The organism is Nitrospirillum viridazoti CBAmc (assembly GCF_000730165.1).
GTDB classification, from domain to species: domain Bacteria; phylum Pseudomonadota; class Alphaproteobacteria; order Azospirillales; family Azospirillaceae; genus Nitrospirillum; species Nitrospirillum viridazoti.
Genome location: NZ_CP022111.1, coordinates 70,995 through 92,495, shown reverse-complemented (window position 1 = coordinate 92,495; position 21,501 = coordinate 70,995). Strand labels below are relative to the sequence as shown.

19 protein-coding genes are annotated in these 21,501 nt (G+C 67.8%); 12 read left to right on the top strand and 7 right to left on the bottom strand.

The features are described from left to right. Position 1: 1 nt before the first annotated feature. Positions 2-1,606 carry an alkaline phosphatase D family protein gene (locus tag Y958_RS13910; protein WP_088872707.1) on the bottom strand — a complete coding sequence of 535 codons (1,605 nt, stop codon included), beginning with the start codon at positions 1,604-1,606 and terminating at the stop codon, positions 2-4. Positions 1,607-1,967: 361 nt separating this feature from the next. On the opposite strand from Y958_RS13910, the gene Y958_RS13905 reads away from it, so the two are divergent. The 6 genes from Y958_RS13905 (at position 1,968) to Y958_RS13880 (ending at position 9,460) form a co-directional block, all read left to right on the top strand. Further along, positions 1,968-2,981 carry a BMP family lipoprotein gene (locus Y958_RS13905; protein WP_211098650.1) on the top strand — a complete coding sequence of 338 codons (1,014 nt, stop codon included), beginning with the start codon at positions 1,968-1,970 and terminating at the stop codon, positions 2,979-2,981. Positions 2,982-3,045: 64 nt separating this feature from the next. After that, positions 3,046-4,662: an ABC transporter ATP-binding protein gene (locus Y958_RS13900; RefSeq protein ID WP_244909510.1), complete on the top strand. Its 1,617-nt coding sequence runs from the start codon at positions 3,046-3,048 to the stop codon at positions 4,660-4,662. Beyond that, on the top strand, positions 4,659-5,783 hold the full coding sequence (locus Y958_RS13895; protein ID WP_088872705.1) for an ABC transporter permease: 1,125 nt from the start codon (positions 4,659-4,661) through the stop codon (positions 5,781-5,783). Before Y958_RS13900 ends, Y958_RS13895 begins: the two co-directional genes overlap by 4 nt. A gap of 19 nt (positions 5,784-5,802) precedes the next feature. Continuing rightward, entirely contained in the window at positions 5,803-6,777 is a 975-nt protein-coding gene (locus tag Y958_RS13890) for an ABC transporter permease (protein WP_088872704.1), read from the top strand. Positions 6,778-6,893: 116 nt separating this feature from the next. Beyond that, positions 6,894-8,891, top strand: a complete 1,998-nt coding sequence (locus Y958_RS13885) for a bifunctional 2',3'-cyclic-nucleotide 2'-phosphodiesterase/3'-nucleotidase (RefSeq protein ID WP_088872703.1) — start codon at positions 6,894-6,896, stop codon at positions 8,889-8,891. Continuing rightward, complete coding sequence (locus Y958_RS13880) at positions 8,888-9,460, top strand: nucleoside 2-deoxyribosyltransferase (protein WP_088872702.1); 573 nt, start codon at positions 8,888-8,890, stop codon at positions 9,458-9,460. The genes Y958_RS13885 and Y958_RS13880 overlap by 4 nt, the downstream gene beginning before the upstream one ends. A 66-nt stretch (positions 9,461-9,526) precedes the next feature. On the opposite strand, the gene Y958_RS31430 is transcribed toward Y958_RS13880, so the two are convergent. The 3 genes from Y958_RS31430 to Y958_RS13875 all read right to left on the bottom strand — a co-directional run bounded on the left by Y958_RS31430 (position 9,527) and on the right by Y958_RS13875 (position 11,617). Continuing rightward, positions 9,527-9,760 (bottom strand): hypothetical protein, encoded by a 234-nt coding sequence (locus tag Y958_RS31430; protein WP_138918831.1) that lies wholly within the window; start codon positions 9,758-9,760, stop codon positions 9,527-9,529. Between the two features lie 316 nt (positions 9,761-10,076). Continuing rightward, complete coding sequence (locus Y958_RS31425; RefSeq protein ID WP_145727887.1) at positions 10,077-10,304, bottom strand: hypothetical protein; 228 nt, start codon at positions 10,302-10,304, stop codon at positions 10,077-10,079. Positions 10,305-10,426: 122 nt separating this feature from the next. Further along, positions 10,427-11,617 (bottom strand): acyl-CoA dehydrogenase, encoded by a 1,191-nt coding sequence (locus Y958_RS13875; RefSeq protein WP_088872701.1) that lies wholly within the window; start codon positions 11,615-11,617, stop codon positions 10,427-10,429. A 324-nt stretch (positions 11,618-11,941) separates the two neighbouring features. Here Y958_RS13875 and Y958_RS13870 point away from each other — a divergent pair, with 324 nt between their 5' ends. The 6 genes from Y958_RS13870 (at position 11,942) to Y958_RS13845 (ending at position 17,725) form a co-directional block, all read left to right on the top strand. Then, positions 11,942-12,409 (top strand): Csu type fimbrial protein, encoded by a 468-nt coding sequence (locus tag Y958_RS13870; protein ID WP_244909509.1) that lies wholly within the window; start codon positions 11,942-11,944, stop codon positions 12,407-12,409. Positions 12,410-12,730: 321 nt separating this feature from the next. After that, a complete protein-coding gene (locus tag Y958_RS13865; protein WP_088870703.1) occupies positions 12,731-13,195 on the top strand; it encodes a spore coat protein U domain-containing protein in 465 nt (154 codons plus the stop codon). 462 nt (positions 13,196-13,657) lie between these two features. Further along, positions 13,658-15,739, top strand: a complete 2,082-nt coding sequence (locus Y958_RS13860; protein ID WP_088872700.1) for a carbon starvation CstA family protein — start codon at positions 13,658-13,660, stop codon at positions 15,737-15,739. Beyond that, entirely contained in the window at positions 15,739-15,939 is a 201-nt protein-coding gene (locus Y958_RS13855) for a YbdD/YjiX family protein (RefSeq protein ID WP_040845606.1), read from the top strand. Before Y958_RS13860 ends, Y958_RS13855 begins: the two co-directional genes overlap by 1 nt. 72 nt (positions 15,940-16,011) lie before the next feature. Beyond that, the gene (locus Y958_RS13850) at positions 16,012-16,797 is read left to right on the top strand and encodes an exodeoxyribonuclease III (RefSeq protein WP_088872699.1); all 786 of its coding nucleotides are present in this window, start codon (positions 16,012-16,014) and stop codon (positions 16,795-16,797) included. A 139-nt stretch (positions 16,798-16,936) separates the two neighbouring features. Further along, the gene (locus tag Y958_RS13845; RefSeq protein ID WP_145727634.1) at positions 16,937-17,725 is read left to right on the top strand and encodes a MerR family transcriptional regulator; all 789 of its coding nucleotides are present in this window, start codon (positions 16,937-16,939) and stop codon (positions 17,723-17,725) included. A gap of 64 nt (positions 17,726-17,789) precedes the next feature. On the opposite strand, the gene Y958_RS13840 is transcribed toward Y958_RS13845, so the two are convergent. From Y958_RS13840 to Y958_RS31990, 3 genes are all read right to left on the bottom strand, one after another. Beyond that, positions 17,790-19,343 (bottom strand): efflux transporter outer membrane subunit, encoded by a 1,554-nt coding sequence (locus Y958_RS13840; RefSeq protein WP_050898510.1) that lies wholly within the window; start codon positions 19,341-19,343, stop codon positions 17,790-17,792. A gap of 256 nt (positions 19,344-19,599) precedes the next feature. Next, positions 19,600-20,895, bottom strand: coding sequence for a Bcr/CflA family multidrug efflux MFS transporter (locus Y958_RS13835; RefSeq protein WP_244909508.1), 1,296 nt, complete (start codon positions 20,893-20,895; stop codon positions 19,600-19,602). Between the two features lie 251 nt (positions 20,896-21,146). Further along, the gene (locus Y958_RS31990) at positions 21,147-21,284 is read right to left on the bottom strand and encodes a hypothetical protein (protein ID WP_157999424.1); all 138 of its coding nucleotides are present in this window, start codon (positions 21,282-21,284) and stop codon (positions 21,147-21,149) included. Positions 21,285-21,501 lie beyond the last annotated feature (217 nt).

Sequence of the window (21,501 nt, the reverse complement as noted above, 5' to 3'; positions counted from 1 at the left end):
CTTACGCCTGCTTGGCGCCCGGCTTGCCCGGTTCCACCACGAAGCTGGCGCGGGTGCTGATGGTGCCGCCGGGGGTGGTGACGCGGTCCATGACGCGGAAGTTGGCCGTCAGCTTGTCATGGCCGATGTCGCACATCAGGTAGCCGCGCTGGTCGTTCATGAAGCGGATGTGCGGGTTGCCGCGCATGACCTCGTCATAACGCGGGCGCTTGTCGGCGCCATCGCCGCCGGAACTGATGGAGGTGCCGACGAACTCGGTGGCGACCACGCCGGCCTTGTCGCTGTGATAGTCGGTCTTGAGGTCGCCCACGAAGTTCTGGTGCTCGTCCCCCGTCAGCACCACCACATTATTCAGGCGCCGGTCAGCGATATGACGCAGCAGGCGCTGGCGCGGCTGGTGATAGCCTTCCCAGCTGTCCATGTTGTAGATGGGGCCGTGCCAGGGCTCGCGGTTCATGGTCATCATCATGACCTGCTGGCCGATGAGGTTCCAGCGGGCGCGGCCGCGGTCCAGCCCCTCGAACAGCCAGCGTTCCTGGTCCTCGCCCATCATCTCGGCGTCGTCGCTGTCCTGCCCCTCGCAGGCGGGCTTGAAGCCGTCGCCGCAGGGCTGGTCGGTGCGGAACTGGCGGGTGTCCAGCAGGTGCAGGTCGATAAGGTTGCCGAAGGCCAGCCGGCGGTAGATCTGCATGTCCGGTCCCTTGGGCCAGGAGGCGCGGCGCAGGGGCATGTGCTCGAAATAGGCCTGGGCGGCCGCCGCGCGGCGCAGCAGGAAATATTCCGGCGGAGCGATGCCGGCGCCGTCGACGGCGCCGGTCCAGTTGTTGTCGACTTCATGGTCGTCCCAGGTCACCATCCACGGGCAGGCGGCACGGGCCAGCTGCAGGTCCAGGTCCAGGGTGTACTGGGCATAGCGGCGGCGGTACTCATCCAGGGAATAGGGCTCGTCGCCTAAGTGCCGGCGGGCGGTGGGCTGGGCCAGGCCGCCGTAATAGCGGCTGGTATCATGCGTCCGCACCCGATTCTCGTAGATGTAGTCGCCGTAGTGGAAGACGAAGTCCGGCCGTTCCTCCGCCAAGTGGCGGAAGGCGGTGTAGTAGCCGTCCTCGTAATTCTGGCAGCCGACCATGCCCAGGCGCACGCGCTCCACCTTGGCGCCCAGGGCCGGGGCGGTACGGGCGCGGCCCACCATGCTGCGCTCCGCCCCCACGGTGAAGCGGTAATAGTAGTCGCGCCCCGGCTCCAGCCCGCCCACCTCGGCATGGATGGCGTGGCCCAGTTCCGGCCGCGCCACCTCGGTGCCGCTCTGGACGATGTTGCGCAGGCGCTCGTCCGTCGCCACTTCCCAATCCACCTCCACCGGGCGCTTGGGCATGCCATAGCCGAAGGCCAGCGGTTCGGGCGCCAGGCGGGTCCACAGCACGAAGCCGTCCGGCAGCGGATCGCCCGAGGCCACGCCCAGCGAGAAGGGGTCGTTGCTGAACGCCGCCTGCGCCAGGGCCGAGCCCACGGACGACGGCAGCAGGAAGGCCGTGACAGCGGTGGCGCCGAAGGTCTTCAGCAGGGCGCGGCGGGTGGCCTCGGGAACGGGGCTGAACCGGGTCATGGGTGGCGTCTCGATGCGGGCGGGCCAAAAGGGCAAGGGCGGGAATGCGCGGCAGAGTGCCCGCCGGTGGAACCGCGTTCAACCATGAAAACCTTTGGCGGACGCCCTGTCATGAAAGTGTCGCCAAGACCTTGCAACCTCGACGTATCGTGGGCCGCAACCCTACATGGCGAACCCGCCGGGCTTGCGCCCCATCTTGACCATTTGGTCAGGATCGGCCAGGGTTGGTTCCCGTGCCGTGCCCCCTAAGCCCCCGACTTGCCGGGACCTTGGGAAATGGACTAGGTTTCAGCAGAGCAGGCGGTGCGGCGCATCCCGTTCGCCACCGTCAAAAGTATGCCCACGGAGGCAGGGACCCTTCATGAGTAGAGCGATCCGTGCGGCGTTGGCGGCGGCCGCCCTGTTGAGCTGCGCGTTGACCGTCCCCACCCGTGGGGCGCAGGCCGCCTTCTTTCCCGGCGTGGTCTTCGATTATGGCGGCAAGTACGACAAGTCCTTCAACGAAGGCGTCCTGACGGGCATCGAGCGGTTCCACAGCGAAACCGGCATCAATTACAAGGCGCTGGAGATCAGCAACGACGTCCAGCGCGAGCAGTATCTGCGCCGCCTGGCGGAGCATGGCGCCGATATCATCCTGGCCGTGGGCTTCAGCCAGGCGCCGGCGGTGGCCAAGGTCGCCAAGGAATTCCCCGAGATCAAGTTCACCCTGATCGACGGCGTGGTGAAACTGCCCAACGTGCAGTCCATCCTGTTTTCCGAGCAGGAGGGGTCCTACCTGGTGGGCATGCTGGCCGCCCTCACCAGCAAGACCCACACCGTGGGCTTCGTCGGCGGCATGGACATCCCCCTCATCCGCCGATTCGAGTGCGGGTATGAGCAGGGCGTGAAGGCCGTGGCGCCGGACGACCACATCATCGCCAACATGGTAGGCACCACGCCGGCCGCCTGGTCCGACCCCACGCGCGGCGGCGAGCTGGCCAAGAGCCAGTTCGACCGGGGCGTGGACGTGGTGTTCGCCGCCGCCGGGCAGAGCGGCATCGGCGTGCTGCAGGCGGCCAAGGACGCGGGCAAGTATTCCATCGGCGTCGACAGCAACCAGAACCACCTGTTCCCCGGCTCGGTCCTGACCTCCATGGTCAAGCGGGTGGACGTGGCCGCCTACAACGCCATCAAGGCGGCGCAGGACGGCACCTGGCAGGCGGGCGTGCGCACCCTGGGCCTGAAAGAGGAAGGCGTGGGCTGGGCACTCGACGAGAACAACGCCAAGCTGGTGACGCCGGACATGAAGGCGGCGCTGGACGCGGCGTCCGCCGAGATCCAGAACGGTACCCGCAAGGTCGCCAATTACGACGAAACCAACGGCTGCAAGTACTGACAGGCCATCCCATCCACGCCTCGGGGCCCGTTCCGGTCCCCCAGAACTAGAGACCAGCCGCCCCGTGTCGCAAACCGTTCCCCTCTCCGTGCCGCCGCAGCCGGGCCCCTGGGCCGTGGAACTGGTGGGCATCGACAAGCGCTTCGGCCCCGTCCACGCCAACAAGGCGGTCTCGCTGCGCATTCGCGCCGGGTCCATCCACGGCCTGGTGGGGGAAAACGGCGCCGGCAAATCCACGTTGATGAGCATCCTCTACGGCTTCTACCAGGCCGATGAGGGGCAGATCCTGGTGAACGGGGCCGAGGTGCGCATCCGCGAGCCCAAGGACGCCATCGCCCTCGGCATCGGCATGGTGCACCAGCACTTCATGCTGGTGGAGGAATTCACGGTGCTGGAGAACCTGATGCTGGGGGCCGAGGGCGGTGCCCTGCTGAAGGACGGCATCAAGAAGGCCCGGGCCGAGGTGGAGCGGCTGGAAAAGGCCTATCGCCTGGACGTGCCGCTGGATGCCAAGGTCGCCGACCTGAACGTGGGCATCCAGCAGCGGGTGGAGATCCTGAAGGCGCTGTACCGTGGCGCCCAGGTGCTGATCCTGGATGAGCCCACCGCCGTGCTGTCGCCGCCGGAGGTGCAGGACCTGTTCCGCATCCTGGACGCGCTGCGCGCCCAGGGCCGCACCATCCTGATGATCACCCACAAGCTGAAGGAGATCATGGCCATCACCGACGCCGTGTCGGTGCTGCGCCAGGGGGCGGTGGTCGCCAACTTCCACACCCAGGACACCAACGAGGCGGCCCTGGCCGAGGCCATGGTCGGACGGCGCGCCAACCCCGCCGTGCGGCGGCCGGGCGCGCCGGCGGGCGCGCCGCTGCTGACGGTGGAAGACCTCAGCGTGTTCGACGAGCGCGGGGTGGAGCGGCTGAAGCACGCCACCTTCCGCGTGCGGGCGGGCGAGATCGTCGGCGTTGCCGGCGTCGCCGGCAACGGCCAGTCGGAACTGCTGGAGGCGCTGTCGGGCATGACGCCGTTCCAGCGCGGGCGCGTCCACGTCAACGGGCGCGATGTGACACCGGAATCGCCCATGGATCCGGCCCAGGCCCGGCGCCAGGGCATCGCCCACGTGCCGGAGGACCGCCTGCGCCGCGCGGTGGTGAAGCCCTTCCCCGCTTTTCAGAACGCCCTGCTGGGCTATCAGGACGACCCGGCCATGGCCGATGGCCCGCGCCTGAACTGGAAACGCGTCGCCGCCGCCACCGCCCGGCTGATGGAGGACTGGGACGTCCGCCCCCGCCAGCCTTCTTTGCGCACCTCGCTCTTCTCCGGCGGCAACCAGCAGAAGCTGGTGCTGGGCCGGGAGATGGAGCGCGACCCCAACGTGCTGCTGGTGGGCCAGCCCACCCGCGGCGTGGACATCGGCGCCATCGAGTTCATCCACCGCCGCCTGCTGACCATGCGCGACGCTGGCAAGGCCATCCTGCTGGTCTCCGCCGAGTTGGAGGAGATCATGGCCCTGTCCGACCGCATCCTGGTGATGTGCGACGGCGCCATCACCGGCGAACTCGCGGCCGAGGACGCGACCGAGGGCCTGATCGGCCGCCTGATGGCCGGCATCACCGACGACATCGAACCCAACACCTTGGAACGGGGCCAGCGCACCGACGCGGCCGGAGGGGCGGCATGAGCGCGTCTACCAACACCGACGGCCTGCCGCGCTGGGCCACGCTGGCCCTGCTGCCGGCCATCAACCTGTTCGCCGCCCTGGTGGTCTCGTCCCTGGTCATCCTGGCTATCGGCCAGGACCCCGTTTCCGCCCTGGCCTTCATGGTCAAGGGGGCGGTGGGCAGCGGCACGGGCCTCAGCTACACCCTCTATTACGCCACCAGCCTGATCTTCACCGGCCTGGCCGTGGCCATCGCCAACCATGCCGGCCTGTTCAACATCGGCGGCGAGGGCCAGGCCTATGTCGGCGGCCTGGGCACCGGCCTGGTGTGCCTGGCGCTCAGCGGCTGGCCCTGGTACGCGGTGCTGCCGGTGGCGGTGCTGGCGGGCGCCCTGTTCGGCGCGGTGTGGGGCCTGATCCCGGGATATCTGCAGGCCTACCGTGGCAGCCACATCGTCATCACCACCATCATGTTCAACTTCCTGGCCAGCGCCCTCATGGTCTATCTGCTGGGCGGGCCGCTGATCGAACATGGCCAGATGGCGCCGGAAAGCCGGGAATTTGCCGAGAGCACCTTCCTGCCGGCGGTGAAGGAGATCGCCGCCGCCCTGGGGTACCGCACCCCCACCCTGCCGCTGAACCTGTCGCTGCTCCTGGCGCTCTTATGCGCGGCCGGCGTCTGGTTCCTGATCTGGCACACGCGCTGGGGTTTCCAGATGCGCACGGTGGGCGCCAACGAGGCCGCCGCGCGCTATGCCGGCATCAGCGCCCGCACCACCATCGTCATCGCCATGGCCATTTCCGGCGCATTGGCCGGCCTAGTGGGCATCAACGAGCTGCAAGGCGTGCAGCACCGCATCACCCTGAACTTCCAGGCCGGCATGGGTTTCACCGGCATCGCGGTCGCCCTGATGGGCCGGGGGCACCCGGTGGGCATCGTCCTGTCGTCGCTGCTGTTCGGCGCCCTGTACCAGGGCGGGGCCGAGCTGTCGTTCGAGTACAACGAGATCAGCCCCCGCCTGGTGGTTGTCATCCAGGGCGTGGTCATCCTGTTCTCCGGCGCCTTGGAGCACATGTTCCGCCCGGCGCTGGCGCGCCTGTTGAAGCCCAAGGCCCCGGCGACCGCCGGTCAGCGCGCTTAAGATCCCGGGGAAAGAGACCATGGACGATACCGCCCTGTGGATCGTGTCGCTGCTGGCCAGCACCGTGCGCCTGGCCACGCCGCTGGTGCTGGCCTCGCTGGCCGGCTTTTATTCCGAACGCGCCGGCGTGGTCGACATCGGCCTGGAAGGCAAGATGCTGACCGGCGCCTTCGCCGCCGCGGCCACGGCCGCCGTCACCGGTTCGCCCTGGGCGGGCCTGGCGGCCGCCATCGCGGCCTCGTTGGTGCTGGCCCTGGTGCACGGCTTCGCCTGCATCACCCACCGGGGTGACCAAGTGGTCGCCGGTGTCGCCATCAACACCATCGCCGCCGGCCTGACCGCCGTGCTGGCCAACGCCTGGTTCGACCTGGGCGGCCGCACGCCCTCGCTGGACAGCGGGCAGCGCTTCCTGGGCCTGCACTTCCCGTTGGCCGAGGCCGTGCGCGGCGTGCCCTTGCTGGGCCGCTTCTATGGCGAGGTCATCGGCGGGCAGAACCTGCTGGTCTACCTGGCGGTGCTGGCCGTGCCCGCCACCTCGTGGGTGGCCTACCGCACCCGCTTCGGCCTGCGCCTGCGCGCGGTGGGGGAGAACCCGGCCGCCGTGGACACCGCCGGTATTTCCGTGCCCTGGCTGCGCTATCGCGCCGTGCTGATCACTGGCTTGCTGTGCGGCGTGGCGGGCGCCTACCTCTCCATCGCGCAAGGTGCGGGGTTCCAGGAGAACATGACCGCCGGCAAGGGCTATCTGGCCCTGGCCGCCCTGATCCTGGGCAAGTGGCGGCCCTACCCCACCCTGGCCGGCTGCCTGCTGTTCGCCGCCACCGACGCGCTGCAGGCGCGGCTGCAGGGTGTCGCCCTGCCGGTCGTCGGCGCGGTGCCGGTGCAGATCATCGAGGTGCTGCCCTACATCCTGACCGTGCTGCTGTTGGCAGGCTTCGTCGGCAAGTCCATCCCGCCCAAGGCGGCGGGCCAGGCCTATGTGAAAGACCGGTAAGCGACCTACATCAAAGCCTGCGGCGATAGCGTAGGTGTAACACCGCGCCTGTAGAGCCAGGGGGCCGGAACGCATCCGGCCCCTTTTTCCCGATACAGATCAAGGATGCCCCCGCCATGCCCGCCTGCCGCCGCCTGGCCGCCCTGCTGTTGACCGGTACCATGGTGTTCGGGGGCCTGGACGCGGAGGCGCAAGAGGCCAAGTCCGACCAGATCGACGTGCAGATCCTGTCGACCACCGACCTGCACATGAACGTCATGGACTACGACTACTACGCCGACAAGCCGGACCCCGGCGTCGGCCTGGTGCGGGTGGCCAGCCTGATCCGCAAGGCCAGGGCCGAGAAGCCCAACACCCTGCTGGTGGACGCCGGCGACCTGATCCAGGGCACGCCCATGGGCGACTATGTCGCCCGGGTGCAGGGCCTGGGGCCGGGCAAGTTCCAGCCGATCATCGCCGCCCTGAACGCCCTGGGCTACGACGCCGCCGTCATGGGCAACCATGAGTTCAACTTCGGCCTGGACTATGCCGTGGCGGCGGAGAAGGAGGCCAAGTACCCGGTGCTGGCCGGCAACGTGAACCGGGTGGAGGATGGCCAGCCCCTGTTTCCCGCCGGCGTCATCCTGGACCGCGACTTCACCGACGGCGCCGGCGCCAAGCACACGGTCCGGGTGGGCGTGGTCGGTGTGCTGACGCCCCAGATCGTGCTGTGGGACAAGGACAAGCTGGAGGGCAAGGTCACCACCTCCGACATCGTGGAGGTGGCGGCCAAGACCGCCCGGGATCTGAAAGCCCAGGGCGCGGACGTGGTGGTGGCGGTCATCCATAGCGGCCTGTCGGCGGCCCCCCACCAGAAGATGGCGGAGAACGCCGGCGTGGACGTGGCCGCCATTCCCGAGGTGGACGCCGTCGTCACCGGCCATGCCCACCGCGTCTTCCCCGCCGCCGACTATGCCAACCTGCCGGATGCCGACATCCCGCACGGCCTGATCCACGGCAAGCCGGTGGTCATGGCCGGCTTCTTCGGCGACCATCTGGGCGTGATCGACCTGATCCTGTCCGCCGACCCCAAGGCCCATGGCGGCAAGGGCGGCTGGACCGTGGCCGCCGGCCATGCCGAGACCCGGCCCGTGCTCACCCGCGTGAATGGCAAGGCCACGCCGCTGGTGGAACCGGACGCGGCGGTGGCGGCCATCGCCAAGGACGCGCACCAGGCGACGCTGGACTATGTGCGCCAGCCCGTGGGCAAGAGCACCGGCCGCATCGAAACCTATTTCAGCTTCATCGCCGACCAGCCGGCCCTGGACATCGTGTCGGACGCCCAGCGCCAATACGTGGCCAAGGCGCTGGCGGGCGGTCCTTACGCCAATTTGCCCATCCTGTCGGCGGCCGCCCCCTTCAAGGCGGGCGGCCAGCCCGGCGCCGATTATTTCACCGACGTGGCCGCCGGCCAGATCAGCCTGCGCAACGTCGCCGACCTCTATCTCTATCCCAACATCGTCGCGGCGGTGAAGGTGACGGGCGCCCAGGTGCGCGACTGGCTGGAGATGGGTGCCCGCGTCTTCAACCGCATCGATCCGGCCAAGAAGGAACCGCAGATGCTGGTGAACCGGGCCGTTCCCAGCTTCAACTTCGATGTCATCGACGGCGTCACCTGGCGGGTCGATGTGACCCAGCCGCCGCGCTTCGGCGGCGATGGCAAGCTGGCGCCGGGCGACAACCACCGCATCGTCGACCTGCGCTACAATGGCCAGCCGGTGAAGGACGAGGATGAGTTCATCGTCGTCACCAACAATTACCGCGCCAACGGCGGCGGCAACTTCCCAGGCCTGGACGGCAAGAACGTCGTCTACTCAGGCACGGAAACGATCCAGGAGATCATCGCCGACTATCTGCGCGCCGCCGGCACCCTGATGCCCGCCACCAACCACAGCTGGGGCTTCGTGCCCGTCACCGCACCGGTGACCGTGTTGTACGATACCAACGCCAAGGCGGCGGCGCTGTTGACCCAATACCCCAACCTGAGCGACGTGGGGCCTGGCGACCCGGGCCTGGAACTGTTCCGCGTGGATTTGTCACCCACCGCCCTGGCCGGCCAGGTGCTGGGGAAATGACTGCGGAAAAGAAGGTCTGGCGGGCATATCTGGCGGGGCCGGAGGTGTTCCTGCCCGATCCGGCCGCAGCCGCCGAAAGCCTGCGCGCGGCCTGCGCCCGCTTCGACATCGTTGGCGTCTTCCCCATGGATGGTGCGGTGGCCTCGATTCCAGGCGAGACGGCGGCGGACCACGCCGCCCGCATCCGCGCCACCAACCTGGACCTGATCCGGGGAACAGATCTGGTGTTGGCCAACGTCAGTCCCTTTCGCGGCCCCTCGGCCGACGACGGCACGGCCTATGAGATGGGATTCGCGGCGGCGCTGGGCCGACCGGTCTTCGCCTATACGAACACACCCGCCAGTTTGCTGGATCGGACCCGCGCCCATTTTCCCCTGACCCAGGACGCCACGGGCGACTGGCGAGATCCGGAAGGACGTATGGTGGAGGATTTCGGCCTGGGCGCCAACCTGATGCTGGTACACCCCGTGCCATTCCCGACGGCCCAGCCTGGCCCCCTGGGCATTTATCATGGGGTGGATGCCGCGCTCGGCGCGGCATGGCATTGGATTTCCTCTCAGGCGCGCTGACCAGAAAATGAAACAGCCGGACCGTTGCCGGCCCGGCTATCTCAGGTCCGTCCGTTCCCCTGCGCGTCAGGCGGCGTTCTGCGATACGCCCATGCGCCGGAACCGGTCACTGTCCAGCACAACCTCAAGCGCCAGGCTGAGGCGGTCGCTGGAGCGGCCGTCGACCAGGAATTCGACATGGGGCGGATGACCCGCCCGCTGATGGATGGCATGAACCAGCAGGCGACGCTTGGGCAGCTTCACCTCTTCCATCCATTCACCCGGTTTGGGCGGTTCGACCCCGCGCCTAGACAACGCCATAGCTTCCCTACTCCTTAACAGCCCCCAGGGGCACCTGCCTGCGCGGCGCGCCTTTGGGGGTCGGCTCTAGAACCCAGGCCGTTCGCCGGACCGGTCCGCCCCGGGGAATGGAACCCGTGGGCTGTTGCGATCAGCATAATCCAATTCAAATGCCAAGGGATATAGCTTAGGGGTACGTCATCACCTTGTCACCCGACATCTTCCCCGGATTTTTTGGCCGTTGACGCCAGCGCGGGAATCCGGGTGGCGCGCCGGTCACCCCGCCAGCCGTTCCGGGTTCGCAACAAGCCGCGTGTTACGGGCGCTTTACCCGCTTTCAGCCGCCGTTCAGCCAACCATCGCGCCAGGCCCCCGCCGGTTCGATATGACCCAAAGAGCCAAGGGGATCGGCCTCATCAAAGGGATTAGACAAAAGGGCATGTCCATCCCGCCGCGCGGCAGACCCCATGGCATAGGCGATTAAGGAAAGCCCCGCCAGTTCCCCTAAAACCGAGGCCGGGGATGGCATCGCCACGGCCGTGGCATGAGGGAAGAGAAGGTTCATGGGGCGGTGCTTCCCTGGCTATGCGTTCTGGATAAGGCCAAGACTATCCCTCGCCGGCCGCACCGTCCTTGAGCTGGATCAATCGGCGGGTGATTTGTTTGGTTGCCGATCATTCCCAGGGCTCAGCCGAAGGCCTGCAGGCCCGTCTGCGCCCGGCCAAGAACCAGGGCGTGGACGTCGTGGGTTCCCTCGTAGGTGTTCACCGCCTCCAGATTCAGGACATGGCGGATGACGGGATACTCATCGGATACCCCGTTGCCGCCGTGCATGTCGCGGGCGGCGCGGGCGATGTCCAGCGCCTTGCCGCAGTTGTTGCGCTTCATCAGGCTGATCATCTCCGGCGCCGCGCGGCCCTGGTCCATCAGCCGGCCCAGGCGCAGGGCGCCTTGCAAGCCCAGGGTGATTTCCGTCTGCATGTCGGCCAGCTTCTTCTGAATCAGCTGGGTCGCGGCCAGCGGCCGGCCGAAGGCGGTGCGATTCAGGGTATAGTCGCGCGCCGCGAACCAGCAGGCCTCCGCCGCGCCCATGGCACCCCAGGAAATGCCGTAGCGCGCCTTGTTCAGGCAGCCGAAGGGCCCCTTCAGCCCCATCACGCCGGGCAGCAGGGCCGTCTCCGGCACCGCCACCCCGTCCATCACGATCTCGCCAGTGATGGAGGCGCGCAGGGAGAACTTGCCCTCGATCTTGGGCGCCGACAGGCCCGTCATACCCTTTTCCAGGATGAAACCCCGTATCTGCCCCTCGTCATCCTTGGCCCAGACGACGAAAACGTCGGCCACCGGCGCGTTGGTGATCCACATCTTGGATCCGGTCAGGACATAGCCATCAGCCACGCGGCGGGCCCGCGTCTTCATGGCGGCCGGATCGGACCCGGCGTCCGGTTCCGTCAGACCGAAGCAGCCGATCAACGTGCCGGCCGACAGGCCGGGCAGGTAGCGCTGGCGCTGTTCCTCGCTGCCATAGGCGTGAATGGGATGCATGACCAGGGAGGACTGGACGCTCATGGCGGAGCGGTAGCCGCTGTCCACCCGTTCCACCTCACGCGCCACCAGGCCGTAGCAGACATGGTTCACCCCGGCGCAGCCATAACCGTCGATGGTCATGCCCAGCAGGCCCAGCTCCCCCATCTCGGCCATGATGGCGGGGTCGAACACCTCATGCCGGAAGGCGTCGCGCACACGGGGGGCCAGCCGGTCCTGGCAGAAGGCGCGGGCGCTATCGCGCACCTGCCGCTCCTCCGCCTCCAGCTGATCATCCAGCAGCAGGGCGTCATCCCATTGGAAACCGCCCTTGCCCGCACTGTCGCTCGCCATGGGTCTTTCCCCTGATTGATGGTCGTTGGTGGGCCGCATTGCAGGCGGGAAGCCACGGGGGGTCAAGAGACTCCGTGAATAACGCATTATGCAATGCACATTACAACGAACCTATCCCAAGGGCGCGATGCGTGTTGCAGCGCAAAACACCTAGGAAATGGTCTAAGCCATAGGGGTAGATTAAGTCCTGTTAAGGGATTTTTCCCCAAGCCATTGAAATAATTAACTCCAAGCCCCCAACCCTGGCGTTGGCATGCTGCCTGCTTATAACCGGGCATGAACGAAACGGGCAAAAGCCCACCCGAACCGATAGGACCTTCCGTCATGATCCGCCGCATCGCCGCCGCCGTCGCCGCCTCCGCCCTGGCCGCCACCCTGGTCTCCGCTCCAGCCCTGGCCGATACCTCGGGCAGCATCAAGCTGAGCGGCACCGTCATCCAGAGCTGCACCGTGGCGGTCACCGATGCCGGCGCCACCCTGAACATCCTGTCCGGCTCCAGCAATGTCGCCGTCGGCAGCGTGGTCGAGAACTGCAACGACGGCGCCGGCTACACCATCACCGTCGCCTCCGCCAACAACGGCACCCTGAAGTCCTCCGCCACCGGCGCCCAGGCCGTCAGCTACACCACCACCTACGACGGCACCAACGGTTCGGGCAGCAGCTTCGCCGTCACCCGCTCCGGCGCCCAGTTCAACAAGACCTCCAACGTCTCCGTGACCGTCCCGGCCAACGCCCAGGCCATCGCCGGCAGCTACGCCGACACCCTGACCATCACCATCGCCGGCAAGTAAGCCGCCAGCGACGGCCACCCTCAGGTTCGGGAGAGGGCGCCCCACGCCGGGGCGCCCTTTCGCGTGTCCGCCGTCTGGCGGACTGCAAATCCTAATGCATTGATTCGCTTGAATTCCTAACCTTTCGCATGGTGCGCGACGCAACAGCGCCGCCGGCATGCCTGGGCACGCTGCGCGGCGTTAAATCAGATAAATTAATGATATCAATGTGTTAATGGATTAATGCCGACTTGGTCCCGGTTCTGGCATCGCGATTGCTTTTACATCTCACATCAAAGCAATCGGGCAACAAGCCCAGCCGAACCGATAGGAACCCTTGTCATGATCCGCTTCGCCGCCGCCGCCCTGATCGCCGCCGTCTCCCTGGCCGCCACCCCCGCCTTCGCCGCCACGGCCGCCGCCTCCGGCACCATCCAGCTGAACAGCACCGTCGCCCAGACCTGCACCGTCAGCGTCACCGATGCCGGTGCCCAGCTGAACATCCTGACCGGTTCCAACGCCGTCACCGTCGGCAGCGTCGTCGAGACCTGCAACGACGGCGCCGGCTACCAGATCAGCGTCCAGTCCGCCAACGGCGGCACCCTGAAGTCCAACGCCACCGGCGCCCAGCCCGTCAGCTACACCCCCATCTACGACGGCCAGTCCAGCGGCAGCAGCGTCAACGTCGTCCGCTCTTCCGCCCAGTTCAACAAGACCGCCACCGTCGCCGTCACCGTCCCCGCCAACGCCCAGGCCATCGCCGGCAGCTACACCGACACCCTCACCATCACCATCCAGGGCCGCTGATCCCGCCCCGCAACCGCACCGGTTCGGCTGACATTACGGCCCCGCCTGGACGGCCCCGCCTGGATCACCCGGGCGGGGTCGTCGCCGTTTTGCGGTCGCAGCAAAAAGACGCTGCGGTGCGGGCAATAAAAAGCCCCGGCTGCCAGAAGGCGCCGGGGCTGAGTTTTCAGAAGGGAGGAAAACGCAACCAAGTTGCACCCCTGTTATCGCGCAAAACTATGAATAATTCCTTTACCGCACCGCACACCGAACCCTTGGCATCGCCCCTGGCGGAGGCGGGCGCCGCCCCTGTCCAAGCGGTAAACGATCCTGTAATATCAACGCGATCAGCCCTGGCGCGGCAATGACAACGCCAGCCCCGGACCATCGCCGTAGACCCGGCGGACAGCCCGAGGGTGAAGAGAATTCGAGGTACCCCCTGCGGCCGGGGCTGGGGCGCGGGATTTCTTGGGAGGAAACGGAATGAACGGAATCGCCGGACGGCTCGTCTGGCTGATTGTGGCGCTCGTCGGCGCCGCATCGCTGGGTGTCGTCGCGCTGTCGCGCGGCGAAACCGTCAACGCGCTTTGGGTGGTTGTGGCGGCCCTGTGCACCTACACCATCGCCTATCGCTTCTACAGCCTGTACATCGCCAACACCGCCCTGAAGCTGGACGGCAGGCGCCCGACCCCGGCCGTGCGCCACAATGACGGCCTGGATTACGTGCCCACGGACAAGTGGGTGCTGTTCGGCCACCACTTCGCCGCCATCGCCGGCGCCGGCCCCCTGGTGGGTCCCGTGCTGGCGGCGCAGATGGGCTATCTGCCCGGCACGTTGTGGATCCTGATCGGCGTGGTGTTCGCCGGCGCCGTTCAGGACTTCATCATCCTGTTCGCCTCCACCCGCCGCGACGGCCGGTCGCTGGGCGACATGATCAAGTCCGAGATGGGCACGGTGCCGGGCGTCATCGCCCTGTTTGGCGTGCTGCTCATCATGATCATCCTGCTGGCCGTGCTGGCGCTGATCGTGGTCAAGGCCCTGGCCGGCAGCCCCTGGGGCACCTTCACCGTTTTCGCCACCATGCCCATTGCCGTGCTGATGGGCATCTACGGCCGCTTCATCCGCCCCGGCCGCGTGGGCGAGATGTCGGCCATCGGCCTGGTCCTGCTGCTGCTGGGCATCATGGGTGGTCAATGGGTGGCGGAGGATCCCGCCTGGGCCGCCGCCTTCACCTTCAAGGGTGAGACGCTGGCCCTGATGCTGATCGCCTACGGCTTCATCGCCTCGGTTCTGCCGGTGTGGCTGCTGCTGGCGCCGCGCGACTACCTGTCGACCTTCCTGAAGATCGGCACCATCATCGCGCTGGCGGTCGGCATCCTGATCGTCATGCCCGAGCTGCACATGCCAGCGGTCAGCCGCTTCGTCGATGGCAGCGGCCCGGTCTTCTCCGGCCAGCTGTTCCCCTTCCTGTTCATCACCATCGCCTGCGGCTCGGTCTCGGGCTTCCACGCCCTGATCTCCTCGGGCACCACGCCTAAGATGCTGGAGACGGAGGCCCAGGCCCGCATGATCGGCTATGGCGCCATGCTGGCCGAAAGCTTCGTCGCCATCATGGCCCTGATCTCGGCCTGCGTGCTGCACCCCGGCGTCTATTTCGCCATGAACACGCCGGCCGGCGTCATCGGCACCACGGTGGACCAGGCGGCCCAGGTGGTGGGCAACTGGGGCTTCGCCATCACGCCCGACGAGCTGGCCCAGGTGGCCAAGAACGTGGGCGAGGCGACCATCCTCAGCCGCGCGGGCGGCGCCCCCACCCTGGCCGTGGGCATGTCGACCATCCTGTCCAACCTGGTGGGCGGCCAGTCCATGACCGCCTTCTGGTACCATTTCGCCATCCTGTTCGAGGCCCTGTTCATCCTGACCACGGTCGACGCCGGCACCCGCGTCGCCCGCTTCATGATCCAGGACCTACTGGGCACGGCGGTGCCGGCCCTGCGCGTGACCCAGAGCTGGGGCGCCAACCTGCTGGCCACGGCCATCGCCGTCGCCGGCTGGGGCTATTTCCTGTACCAGGGCGTGGTCGACCCGCTGGGCGGCATCAACACGCTGTGGCCGTTGTTCGGCATCTCCAACCAGATGCTGGCAGCCATCGCCCTGATGCTGGGTACCGTCATCCTATTCAAGATGAAGCGGGAGAAGTTCGCCTGGGTCACCATCCTACCCACCGTATGGCTGGCCATCTGCACGCTGACCGCCGGCTGGCAGAAACTGTTCGATGACAACCCGGCCGTGGGCTTCCTGGCGCACGCTCGGAAGTTCTCCACCGCGCTGGCCGACGGCAAGGTGCTGGCCCCGGCCAAGACGACGGAGGCCATGGCCCGGGTCATCACCAACGACTATGTCGACGCCACCCTGTGCGGCCTGTTCATGGCCGTGGTCGTGTCCATGCTGGTGTTCGGCATCCTGAACATCCGCAAGGCCCTGGCCAACCCGCGCGCCACGGCGCACGAGGTCGGTGCCGTCTCCCTCGGGGGCGGGGCCGCCGTCGCCGCCGGGGACGATTGATGTCGGCGCAGGCGCAAGCCCTTCCCTTCGCCAAGCTGGTGGCCCGCATGGCCAACCTGATGGTGGGGCTGCCGGACTATGACAGCTATGTCGAACACCGGCGCCTCAACCATCCTGACCAGCCCATCATGTCGCGGGAGGAGTTCTTCCGCGAACGGCAGGAGGCGCGCTACAGCGGCAAGGTCGGCCGCTGTTGCTGAACCTGCCGGATTTGTTTACCGAGAGGGGGCCCTGACCGGCCCCCTCTTTCTTTGCCTGACGAAAGCCCCAGCATGCGCATCATCTCCGCCAACCTGAACGGCATCCGCTCCGCCACCACCAAGGGCTTCTTCGAATGGATGGCGGCCCAGGACGCCGACGTCGTGTGCGTGCAGGAGCTGAAGGCCCAGGCCGAGGATATGACGCCCCTGATGCTGGCACCCAGCGACGCCGCCGGCGCCGCCTATCACGGCTATTTCCAATACGCGGAGAAGAAGGGCTATAGCGGTGTCGGCGTCTACAGCCGCAAGGCGCCCGACCAGGTGATCATGGGCCTGGGGCATGAGGACATCGACGCCGAGGGCCGCTATGTCGAGGCGGTGTTCGGCGACCTGTCGGTCGTCTCGGTCTACTTGCCCTCCGGCTCCAGCGGGGAGCATCGCCAGGCCGCCAAGTTCGCCTTCATGGACCGCTTCCTGCCCCATATGGCGGCCCTGGCCCAGGCCGGCCGCCAGGTCATCCTCTGCGGCGACTGGAACATCGCCCACAAGGAGATCGACCTGAAGAACTGGAAGGGCAACCTGAAGAACTCCGGCTTCCTGCCGGAGGAGCGCGCCTGGCTGTCCCGCCTGTTCGACGAACAGGGTTGGGTCGACGTCTATCGCCGCCTGTACCCCGAGGTGGGCGAGGAAGGCTACACGTGGTGGTCCAACCGGGGCCAGGCCTGGGCCAAGAACGTGGGCTGGCGCATCGACTACCAGATCGCCACGCCGGGCGTGGCCGCCACCGCGCAACGGGCCGCCATCTACAAAGACCAGCGCTTCAGCGACCACGCGCCGTTGACCGTGGATTATCTTTAAGTTTTTCCTCGAACGCCGGCGGGCGCATCCGCGCCTTTGATGGGACAAAAAACCTCTTGAGCCGGACCCTGGGTCATACCCGCACCGTCCCTTATCGACGATGATCGGGGACAAGATGGTGCGGACAAGGGTGGACGGCATGGCCAGGAAGCGGATGGCGGAACCGGTGCTGACGGCGGCGGAAGCCGCCGCGCGCACCGGGCTGACCGTCCGGGCGCTGCGGGTCTATGAAGCGCGGGGACTGCTGGACCCGCCACGCACCGACAAGGGCTGGCGGCTGTATGGCCCGCGGGAGTTCCAGCGCCTGGGCATTATCCAGGCGCTGAAGTCCGTGGGCCTGTCGCTGACCGAAATCGCCCGGGTCCTGGCCGGCGACACCCCGTCGCTACGGCGCGTGCTGGAGGTGCAGGCCGCCCTCTGGCGCGGGCGGCTGGCGGCGGCCCAGGCCGGTTTGGATCTGGTGGAACAGACCCTGGCCCGCACGGACATGTCCCGCCCCGGCACCACCCCGATCTCCGTCGATGACCTGTGCACCTTGATCCGGAGATTGGACATGAACACCCTGCCTGAAACCCTGCGCACCGTCCTGGCCGAGGACTATACGGCCGAGGAGCGCGCTACCCTGATGACGCCCCGGGGCGGTGAGGGGGCGGCGGCCGAGGGCGCCCGCGCCTGGACGCAATTGATCGCCGACATCCAGGGCCTGCGCCAAGCCGGCGTGCCGGCCAGCGACCCCCGCGCCCGGGAGGCCGCCCGGCGCTGGCAAGGCCTGGTCACCGCCTTCACCCAGGGCGACGGGGCGGTGGCGCAGCGCACCGCCGGCCTGTGGCAGAAGGCGCTGGACCGCGACCCGCAAGGCCAGGGCCTGCCCTTCGACCAAGGCCTGTGGGACTACGTCGGCGCCGCCATGAAAGGAAGCCAGGCGTAGGTAATAGAAAACCCGCCCTGGCCGGCGCCGGGGCGGGTTTTCCTTCATATCAAGCGAGCTGGGATCAGCGCGCGGCCTTGGCCTGCGACAGGAAGCTGCTGCCGTCGTCCTGCCAGCCGCCGCCCAGCGCCTTGAACAGGCTGACGCTGGCCTGCACCCGCGACAGCTTCACCTGGGCCAGGGTGTCCTGGGTGGACAGCAGGGTGCGCTGGGTGTCCAGCAGGGTCTGCAGGTCGGTCAGGCCACCGCGGTAGCGATCCTCGGCCAGTTCAAAGGCCCGCTGGCTCTGGGCCACGGCGTCCTTCTGCAGGCCGTACTGGTCCTGATAACGGTCGATGGAGTAGACAGCGCTTTCCACGTCGGACAGCGCGGACAGCGCGGCCTTGCGGTAATCCTCCGCCAGCTCCCGGTGCCGGCCCTCGGCCTGGTGCACCTGGCCCTCCAGACGGCCGCCGGAGAACAGGCTCTGCGCGATCTCGCCGCCCAGGCTGAACAGCAGGGTGGGGGCGTTCACCAGGTGGGCCAGGGTCGCCGCCTCGACGCCCGTGCTGGCGTTCAGGGTGACGGACGGCAGCATCTGGGTGCGCGCCACCTTGATGTCGGCACCGGCGGCGGCCAGCTGCGCCTCGGCAAAACGGATGTCGGGGCGGCGGGTCAGCAGCTCGGCCGGTACGCCGGTGCCCAGCGCCGGCGGCTGCACGTCGGCCAAGCCCTTGGCCTGCACGGTGAAGCCCTCAGGCGCGCGGCCCAGCAGGATGGCCAGGGCGTTCAGCTGGGTGCGTTCCTGCTGCTCCAGAGCCGGGACGGCGGCGCGCTGGGTGGCGACGATGGAGCGCTGCTGCACCAGATCCAGCTGGCTGTCGGCGCCGGCCTGCACGCGGGCGTCGATCAGGGACAGCACATGCTCGGCGTTTTCCAGGTTGCCGCGCGCCACCGCCAGGCGGTCGCGGATCGCCAGGATCTGGAAGTAGGTCGCGGCCACGTTGCTGCTGAGCGACAGGGCCACCGTCTCGCTGTCGAAGCGGCTGGCATCCAGGCTGAACTGGGCGCTGTCGCGGGTGGCGCGGTTCTTGCCCCAGAAGTCGATCTCATAGCTGGCGGACAGCGAGGCCTGGTGCACATTGCCGGCATAGTCGTTCAGCGGCACGGCGCCGTTCAGGCCGGCGGCGGCCGAGCCCTTGATGTTGCGGCTGCCGGAGCGGGTGCTGCTCAGCCCCAGCTGCACGCTGGGCCACAGCGAGGCGCCGGAGATTTCGGCCTGGGCCTCGGCCTGGGCGATGCGGGCCGCAGCGGCGCCCAGGTCGGGATTGTCGGCGCGGGCCTGGGCCAGCAGCTGGGTCAGTTCCGGCGAGTTGAAGCCCGACCACCAATCGGTCGTCGGCCAGGCGGCGGCATCGGTGGTGACGGCAACCGTCTGGGTGGTGCCGTCCTTCGCACCGCCCTGGGTGGAGGTGGCATCCCAGTGGGACGGCATCACCAGGGACTTGGCCGGGTCGGCCGGCGTCTCCCCGTCCAGCGCGCAGGCCGCCAGCATCAGCGGCAGGAAGGCGACGGCCAGGCGGCGGGTGGCGAGGCGGCGGAACCAGGAGGTGGAAGCAAGGGTACGCGACGTGGACATCGTGGAAACCTTCGATCCGGCAAAACGGTTTCGTGCCCCTCGCGCGCGGGAACGGCGCAGGGGCTGGGCAGACAGGACGCGTGTCAGAGGGAAGCGGCGTGCGCCAGGCCGATCGGGTTGGCCCCCCGCCCCTGCCCGGCGCACCCGATCCGGTGCAATCGTGCCGTTGTTTAAGGCAAACCCCGGCCGCGTCTCAGTGACGCGGCGCACATGGATTAACGCGGGCGCACAATAGTGGCGCATGCCACTGTTGCATTCAGCGGATCAGCAGGCGGTTGAAGATGAAACCCAGCACACCCACGCCGCCGATGATGGCGGCCATGGGCCAGGGCGTGCCGTCAGCCAGCCAGCCCACCAGGGTGCCGACCACGGCGCCGGTGACGAACTGGGTTGAGCCCATGAGGGCCGAGGCTGTGCCCGCCATGTGGGGGTAGGAGGCCAAGGCGCCCGCCGTGGCATTGGCGCCGATCAGGCCGGTGAAGGCCATGAACAGGAACAGCCCGGCGACGATGCCCCACAGGCCGGCCGCGCCGCTCCAGCTGGCCTCGAACCACCCAACGGCAGCCAGCCCAATGCCGAACAGGGCGATGCAGGCGGCCCCCCAGGCCAGCAGGCGATCCGTGCCCAGGCGCAGCACCAGCCGGCTGTTGATCATATTGACGATGATCATGCCGACGATGTTGAGGCCGAACAGCAGACCATACAGGCGAGCGGGCACATGGAAATAGTCGATGTACACGAAGGGTGTGCCGGCGATATAGGCGAACATGCCGCCATAGATCATCGCGGACGTCAGGGCGTAGCCCAGGAAACGGCCGCTGATCATCAACTGGCCATAGCTACGCAGCTGGGCCAGCCCGTTGGACCGCGCCCGCAAGGCCGGGTTCAGGGTTTCCGGCTGGCTGATCAGGCCGACCATGGCCACCAGGCCGAAGCCCGCCTGCACCCAGAAGATGGCGCGCCAGTCCAGATAGGCCAGCACCTGGCCGCCCAGCAGCGGGGCGGCCATGGGGGCGATGCCCATGACCAGCATCATCATGGAGAAGACGCTGGCGGCGCGGTCGCGGTCGAACACGTCGCGCACCATGGCGCGGGCCAGAACCGGCGCGGCGCCGGCGCCCGCCGCCTGGATGGCGCGGCACAGGCTGAGGGTGGCGATGTTCTGCGCGGCGGCGCAGCCGGCGCTGCCCGCCAGATACAGCAGGATCCCCACCAGGATGGGCCCGCGGCGGCCGAAGCGGTCGCCCATAGGCCCCCAGAACAGCTGACACAGGCCGAAGGCCAGGAAGAAGGCGGTCAGCGACGATTCAACCCCGGCCTGGGTGACCCCCAGGTCCCGGGCGATCTGCGGCATGGCCGGCAGGTACATGTCGACCGACATGGAGCCGAAGGACATCAGCATGGCCAGCATGGCGACAAAACCCACGCCACGCTGGGTCAGCAACCCGGCGCCCCGGCGCTTGCCCGCATCCACAGCCCCCGCGACCGCGGAGACCCCCATCGACGCGCCGCCGGCGATCGCCGATCCCGAGGCCACCTGTTCCACCGCCACCTTCAACTCCTTGAGCGGTGCGCCCGCCCCCAACCACGCCATTGAGCATGTGCAACAATGATGGCCACAGCCGGGGCGCTAACCAATCCGGCCTTTGTGCGGATCAGCCCCGCGCCGGGCGATGGGCGGCGGCGTCACCGCCATTTCCCAAGATAGCCATTTCCCAAAATATAAGGCCGGAGGCTCCGGTCTCCCGGCGCCTCCGGCCTTTCGCGATCGTCTCCGGCGCCCGACGTCGGCGCCCGATTGGCTTAATAGTGGTCGTAATAATCGTGATGCCAATAGTGGTGGTGATAAGGACGTTCCTCAATCACGCAGCCGGACAGTCCGGCCAGCACCATCCCGGCCAGGACCAGCCGGGTCAGAATGGAACGGGATCGATCAGACATGATGTATCTCCGGACTATCGGGCCGCGCCCTGGGCGTGTCCCGTTGGGCTATCGGCATGGGAAAAATCTGGCAGCCAAATGCGACAACAAGACGGCGGCTGCTGGGCATGATCGGGTTCATGCCGTGGCACGCTGACGCAGGAAAACCGCCGCGGAGGGCGCAGCAAAACGCCCGGCCCATCGCTGGACCGGGCGCCTGGCAAGCCCCGCAAATGCC